The organism is Dapis purpurea BLCC-M126 (assembly GCF_050015975.1).
Taxonomy (GTDB): Bacteria; Cyanobacteriota; Cyanobacteriia; order Cyanobacteriales; family Microcoleaceae; genus Trichodesmium.
Genome location: NZ_JBNHER010000311.1, coordinates 1 through 7,265 on the forward strand (window position 1 = coordinate 1; position 7,265 = coordinate 7,265).

At 33.5% G+C, this 7,265-nt stretch carries 7 protein-coding genes; 1 reads left to right on the forward strand and 6 read right to left on the reverse strand.

Annotated features, from left to right (window positions below; translation table 11 throughout):
* Positions 1–394: 394 nt before the first annotated feature.
* A complete protein-coding gene (locus ACP6PL_RS28295; protein ID WP_426548675.1) occupies positions 395–1,642 on the forward strand; it encodes a DNA cytosine methyltransferase in 1,248 nt (415 codons plus the stop codon).
* A 231-nt stretch (positions 1,643–1,873) separates the two neighbouring features.
* Here the strand turns inward: ACP6PL_RS28295 and ACP6PL_RS28300 are convergent, their stop codons facing one another.
* The 6 genes from ACP6PL_RS28300 to pgl all read right to left on the reverse strand — a co-directional run bounded on the left by ACP6PL_RS28300 (position 1,874) and on the right by pgl (position 6,618).
* Positions 1,874–2,296: an FHA domain-containing protein gene (locus tag ACP6PL_RS28300; RefSeq protein WP_426548676.1), complete on the reverse strand. Its 423-nt coding sequence runs from the start codon at positions 2,294–2,296 to the stop codon at positions 1,874–1,876.
* 126 nt (positions 2,297–2,422) lie between these two features.
* Positions 2,423–3,307, reverse strand: coding sequence for a PRC-barrel domain-containing protein (locus tag ACP6PL_RS28305; protein ID WP_426548677.1), 885 nt, complete (start codon positions 3,305–3,307; stop codon positions 2,423–2,425).
* A gap of 229 nt (positions 3,308–3,536) precedes the next feature.
* Positions 3,537–3,980, reverse strand: coding sequence for an FHA domain-containing protein (locus ACP6PL_RS28310; RefSeq protein ID WP_426548678.1), 444 nt, complete (start codon positions 3,978–3,980; stop codon positions 3,537–3,539).
* A gap of 50 nt (positions 3,981–4,030) precedes the next feature.
* Positions 4,031–4,201: a hypothetical protein gene (locus ACP6PL_RS28315; RefSeq protein WP_426548679.1), complete on the reverse strand. Its 171-nt coding sequence runs from the start codon at positions 4,199–4,201 to the stop codon at positions 4,031–4,033.
* Positions 4,202–4,415: 214 nt separating this feature from the next.
* The gene (locus ACP6PL_RS28320; protein ID WP_426548681.1) at positions 4,416–5,231 is read right to left on the reverse strand and encodes an FHA domain-containing protein; all 816 of its coding nucleotides are present in this window, start codon (positions 5,229–5,231) and stop codon (positions 4,416–4,418) included.
* A gap of 679 nt (positions 5,232–5,910) precedes the next feature.
* Positions 5,911–6,618 carry a 6-phosphogluconolactonase gene (gene pgl, locus ACP6PL_RS28325; protein WP_426548683.1) on the reverse strand — a complete coding sequence of 236 codons (708 nt, stop codon included), beginning with the start codon at positions 6,616–6,618 and terminating at the stop codon, positions 5,911–5,913.
* Positions 6,619–7,265 lie beyond the last annotated feature (647 nt).

A 7,265-nucleotide genomic window follows, 5' to 3' on the forward strand; every position in this document is an offset into this window, starting at 1 on the left:
AGGAGTAATGAGTCAGTATCATTGTGGTTTATTAATATGAAAACCGCTGTAAGGGAAAATTAAAATATGATTTTTCCCTGTTGCATCTCTTTTTACTGTAACCATCTTTGATCAAATTGGTATAAGTTAACAGAATAAACAATGCTTAATAAACTCAAACTATTATCCCTAACTGTTGTTATTAATATTTTTCTCTTGATACTGTTTTATAGAAATTAAAAGTAAGATTTTATAGACTATAAACTTCTACAAGAAACTAATTTAATATAATTATTTTACATCTTATGATTTAATTTTATTATATGAGTTTTGGTAACTGTTAAAATGGAGTTGATATAATAATAAAAGTTCAATTCAATTCAATTCAGATTAATAGTAAATCTTGAGATTTTCTATGCAAAGACCAATTGGTATCGATCTATTTGCAGGTGCAGGAGGTATGACCCTTGGGTTTGAACAAGCAGGGTTTGATATACCTATTTCCGTAGAATTAGACCCTATTCACTGTGCTACTCATCAATTCAATTTTCCTTTGTGGCAAATATTATGTCGTAATGTTGTCGATCTAACAGGGGATGAAATTAGAGAGAAATTAAATATTCCAAATAAAGAAATTGATGTAATTTTTGGTGGTCCTCCATGTCAAGGATTTTCTACTATAGGAAAACGTGCTTTAGACGATCCCCGTAATGAACTTATCTCTCATTTTTTGCGTCTAGTTTTGGAATTAAAACCCAAATATTTTGTCATCGAAAATGTTAAAGGTTTAACTGTAGGAAAACACAAATTTTTCCTAGAAGAAGTCATCAATAAATTCTCTCAAAATGGTTATCAAGTACAACCTTACCAAGTTTTAAATGCTGTTAATTATGGTGTGCCCCAACATCGGGAAAGATTATTTTTGCTAGGATGTCAAAATGGTTTAACACTACCAAATTATCCTCAAATTCAAACAGATAAAAAATCAGAAAACTATATAACTGTCTGGGATGCAATAGGGGATTTACCAGAAGTAGAAAATTATCCAGAATTATTAGAAATAGATTGGGTAAAAGCAGAGAATGATTATGGTAAACCAAGTAAATATGCAAAAAAACTGCGTAGTTTTAGACGTTTGAATAATGATTATTCTTATAAACGTGAATACGATCGGACAATATTAACCTCTAGTTTACGCACAAGACATACACCAAAATCGATAGCAAGATTTAGTGCGACAGCTCCCGGAAAAATTGAACCAGTAAGTCACTTTTATAGACTTAATCCTAACGGTATTTGTAATACACTTAGAGCAGGAACACCAAGTAGTAGAGGTGCGTATACTTCTCCTAGACCAATACATCCATTTATACCTAGATGTATCACAGTTAGAGAAGCAGCAAGACTACATTCATATCCTGATTGGTTTAGATTTCATATTACAAAATGGCATGGTTTTAGACAAGTTGGTAATTCAGTTCCACCGCTATTAGCAAAAGCAGTTGCTCAAGAAATTATTCATGCTTTAAATATTAAACTACCTAAACCTAAAAGGAAAAAATATAAGTTAGAAAAATTAGAAAATTTAGAGCTTAATATGTCTATAGCTGCCGATCTATATGGTGTTGATCGGCATACTATTGCATCAAGAATGAGAAAATAAAAATTAAATAATTAATTGACAATTAATTCTTGGGTTTATCAGTATACTAGCTAATCAAAAAACAACTATGACAAATAAAGATTATGAAAAAATAATAGCATCTTTATTTATAGAATTGTTTACAAAATAGCAAAATTGATTGATGATGAATCTTAGAGGAGGAAGTTCTTGTCCTACTGCTGTCTAGTACCTATTAAAATTTATTTTCATCTTCCCATACACAGCCAGATATTAATCAAAACCTATTTGTGTAGTATCCTCATTGTCAAAGGAATCTTGAGAAAAATTTTTATTAGTTACAAATATTTCTTTCTTAGATAACTCATCTTTTTGATCCGCAAATTCAGAAGCTAATTCTTGAGTCCAAATTTTAATTTTAGGTCCAGCACTACCCAATCTAATAATCATCTCATTTGCTAGTAATATTTGAATAATTGGTTCATCATTTATATAAGTACCATTAACACCAAAATTGATGATAATCCAACCAGATGAATCTTCCCAAATTTCTGCATGATAACGAGAAACTATAGCACTGTAAATTATGACATCATTATCACTTGCTCTGCCTATACGAATTAATGATTTTGACTCCCAACTCCAATGTTGAACAGGAACTAATTGAGTTGGATGTAATAAAGCTAAACTAATCACTTATTATAATTATTCAATATATTTATAAGAATTTTAATATTTTAGGGGATAGCGATTACTGGGAATATAGAACAGATATTAAATTGTACCTCAGAATCCTCAAAATATCTGTAATTATAGCTATTTTTATCGATCATTTATATTTTTATCTCTCTCATATTTTGAGGAATTAAAAATTTTTATTCCTTGAGACTTTACTCCATCAATTTTTTCCTTAGCTTCTATTGTTACTTGTTGAATTTTGGTAGAAAATTCATCCGTAGTTGCCTGAGTTTTTCTATTTTTTTTCTCTTTAGATTGAGTTCGGAAATCTTCTACTTTTTGTTGAGCTTGTTCTGTGACTACTTGGGCTTTTTCTTGAGCTTGTTTTTTCACAACTTTAGCTCTTTGTTTAAATCCTAGAGCTAATTTTTTTGCCTCACCTCGTGCTATATCAATATGTTCTCTAGTTTTGACTAAATCTGCTTTTAAAAAATTCTGAAGTAAACCTAGTTTTTCCACAACCCCTCCAGTATAAAATTGAGGATTTTCAATAGCACTATTGACTACTATTACTCGTTTATTACCAGCGCTAGAAACTGCTTCTGGTGCTAGTAAATAAACACTATCCAAAACACCTAGCAAACCATTAGATTTAAAAAAATAATTAACTATTGCACCTGTTTTGATATTAAGAAGATACTCTACAATAAAACCGACTTTTTCTCCTGTATCAGTCCAAACTTCATTACCAATTATATTGACAATATTATTGTGTTTTTCTAAATTATCTGGTTGTGGTTTCCCATTAACTAAAGTAGCATCAGCGCCAATAGTCTCAATTTGTTTCCAAGCAAAATATTTTTTTTGTTTACGAAATAAACCAGACTTACAGATAAAACCTATAACTTGATGAGATTGAGGATCGAGGCATAATTCTTCTATGCAACCTTGATCTTCAACTGTTTCACGGTCAAGCACTAACCTATTTAAGAGTTGACTATGTTTGATTACCTCTGGTATTTGATTCATAATTTTACTCCTAACACAGAGTTTTGATTAAAGAGATTGATGGAGGAAGAAGTAAGAACTAATTTTAAAGAATAGAGGTACAATCTTTTTCTCTTTCCTATTCTCCATTGCCTAAAATCAAAAATTTATATATTTCACAAAGGGTAATAAAGCCTATATAAGAGATAATAAAGGTTACAAAACAGTCAAATTAATCTTATCATAAAAATTAGACTATTCATTAAGTAATCTATTCATATTTTGTATCTTCAAACAAGTTTTGTTGTTCACATTTCCGATCAAACATCGCCCTTAATAAGGGGGTTTCAGATTTGTCTAAAGCATTGTTTAGGGGGGAATTTGGCCTTTGCTTCAAATTAACTCCCTTTGATTGATCGTGGAGATATATCGCAATTTTTGGTCCAGTAAGAGCCAAATTAATTATCAACCCATTGACTACCTTAACTTTCTTGACTGGTTTACCATCAATGTATGTACCATTGCTACCTAAATTAATAATTTCCCAATCGCAAGAATTAGCTTTTAATTCAACATGATAACGAGAAACTACAGAACTATAAAGAACCACATCATTATCTGAGCAACGCCCAATCTTAATGATAGGTTTACGATCAAAAGTCCAACTTCTGACTGGCATAGACTGAAGTGGATGTAGCAGTGTTAGTATAATCACATTTGCTATTTAATATTTTTAGTAGAACACCTGAGACAATTGTAGATTATTTAGTTTTTATTGCGACTTTTAGGTAGATGAACTACAACAAAAACAAAGTCAGAAGTCAGAAACCAAAAGTCAAAAGTTGTTTTTATCACAGCAATTTTGAGCAACTCTCCAACAACATTTCGCCAATCAAAGCGGGGTTGCGTGACCCAATCCTGTTTGATAAATTTCATTTTAGCTGTTGAAAATTAGTGGCGAGTAATAATCTCCCACTAATTTTCACTTCTGGCTTTCCTGTAGAACGGGGAGCCAACACACTCGTGATTTCTAACTTTTTGAAGTCCCGTAGCTTAACCCTAATATTATGTCGGACTTCTCCAGGAATAACTTAATTATAGGAAAGACCTGAAGCTAGGGATTTTAATCAACTGATAATCTAAATTTGAGCTAAGAAATTTGAAACAGGAATGAAACTAAATCTCCTTTGCCCAAAGATATCCGATCGCCTGCTCTTAACTTATGTCTATCTCCTTTTGTCAAAGGAGTATTATTCACATAAGTACCATTAGAACTACCAGTATCTTCAATATAATAACTATCTCCCTCTACTCTAATATCAGCATGAGTACGAGACACTACCTCCGAGTCAGGAAATCCTGAAACATCAATATCTGGTGGTATTCGGTCATTGGGTTTACCTATATGAATCACAGATAAATTAATTGGCAATTCAATATCTGTATCTGTTCTAATATGAAGCAACTTGGCCGACTGTTTTTGCAACTGGGTCTTTGCCGGAATTGCTTTTCCCCCAATCGGAGATGGAGAACTTACTTCAGGGGTAGCAACAGGTGTACTAACAGCATTAATAGTTTGTGGCGGTTCCTCTATAACAAGGGGACTATTAGGGTTGCTAGATTTTTCTAAGTTTAGTTTACCAGATACTATAGGTTCTGGTGTCACTAATGGGTCTGGTGGATCTAGGTCAGGTATATTTTCCGAAGGCATACCTGGATCGATACCAGACACAGGTGATACTATAGTGGGCATCACTGCTGGATCTGTTTGGGGTGAAACTTGACCTTCCTCTGTACCAGCAATAACTTTTAGATCGAAGCCACATTGACCACAAAAAGCAGCATCGGCTTGAACTATTGCCCCACAGTTAGGACAATTTATAGTTACTGGTAAGGGAGTGTAGCAAGCTTCACATTGGTTTGCTCCATCAGGATTCTGATGATTGCAATTAGGACAGACAATCATTTATCTTCTCCTTGCTATCGGCCAGATAAGTAAAGTACCTCAACTTTAACATTCTCCGGACGTTGTGTTTGAGCCACAACGCGAAATTCCTAACAATCACTGATTAGGGTTTTCTGCTTCTCGTACACTTGCCTCTAAAGTCTTTTCATTTTTTTGGTTTTATGGTCACTCCACAGTACCTCGCAGATTCGACTGCTCCCCTAGACAATCCTAGCCCAGTAGCCTAAATATTAGACATCTCCGGAAAAGAAGGAGTAGGGAGTAGAGGGAAAGAATTAATTATTTCTGTGGGATAATTGATTTTATTTTTTTTTATTGGAGATGTCTATTTAGAAAAAATTTTTTTTGTATGTTTTGAGTTCAAGTATGGAGTATTTCAAGTGACTATTCCTCTTTCCCATTCGTGGAGATTCTCCTCTGGAGAATCTACCTATACTTTATGCGGTATTCCAAAATTGGTAATCTTTTTGGGTTAACCTATCTATTCGTATACGTCCGGGCTGTTCTGTAACCTGGTTGATTATACCACAAGATTAATTGGTTTTCCTATCCCCTGGGTTCCTTACAGGAAAGTGGGAGTCTTTAACCAACCTTTAGATAAACATAAATATTTTAGTTTTTGACCTCAAAAATAGTTGATAATTTGGTTCTCCTATATTTTTTGGAGATTAATCACTGCTCAAATATTTACACCAGTCACTAACCAGTGTAATTCCCCTTGGGGATGGATCAGACGACTGGGATAATTCATATCATCAGCTTTTTGTGCAAATACTTGGTCTAATGCTTCTTGTTTATCTGCACCAGCAACTAGAAATATTACGCAACGAGCCTGATTAATTAATGGAACTGTGAAAGTTAATCGGGGTTGGCCATCTTTATTGCCTACGGTAATTAGGCGATCGCTTACTTTTAAGGCATCTGTATAAGGAAACAGGGAAGCTGTATGACCATCACCTCCCATTCCTAGTAAAATTAAGTCCAAACTAGGAAATACCCCTGATGAGACCTGAAAGAATTCTCGCAAATGAGCATCATGGCTAGCAGCATCTGCTTCTGGATCGCCTGCCCCTGTTTCCATAGGATGAACATTTGTGGGTGTTATGGGTACTCGATCTAGCCAAGCCTGCCTTGCCATTTTTTGATTACTATCTGGATGGTCAGGAGCTACATAACGTTCATCGCCCCAAAATACATGAATTTTATCCCAAGCTAGATTTTGAGTTGCTATGGACTCATAAAGTGGCCTTGGAGTATTTCCACCAGCTAAAGCTATGGTACATTGGCCACGTTCTGCGATCGCCGCTTGAATTTTAGCCAAGCAAATGTCCAAAGCTTGTTCAATCAACTTTTCCTTATTTGGCAACAATTTAACTTGTTTGTTCATTTGATTTCTGTTACGATTTAATGTGTATGCCCTATCAAGATAGTGATTTTTTCTCAATTTGGGTATTGCAGTTATACTAAAACAACTTGTCTTTAGATGTCAGTTTATCTTGTTACACTCAAGTCATATTAGTATTTGTTAGCTCAAGGTATTTAAGCTATAAAAATTCAGGAGCTATACATTTGTGAGCGGTCATGTCATATCTGGTAGGATCGTTACTTTAAGGTAAGGGTAAGGAAGAAGGCTTTAGTTATCTAAAAAAGCACGAAAAAACTTAAATTTCCTACAGATATTAATTCTTAGGTTTACAGAAACGATACCAGTGGACATGATACCAAGAAATACATTCTTGACCAAAAAATAAAATTTGGTTACTTTGGCTCAGGTCTGGATAATTTCTTAATATTTAATTAATTTAATTAAATTTTTATATTACAAACAAAAATTATACCAATATCCAGTATATTTACTTAGTAAAGCTTCCAAATATCTTCTGAAGGATTTTAAGGTTATATAGCACTACGCAAATAGAGCGTGAGTGTTGATAAATAGGCAAATTCAGTCAGGGAATAATTTTGAATTGTAACTTCTGTACCGAATTATTAATTATTAATTGTTAATTAAATAATTGTGGTTTAAAGCCTCCC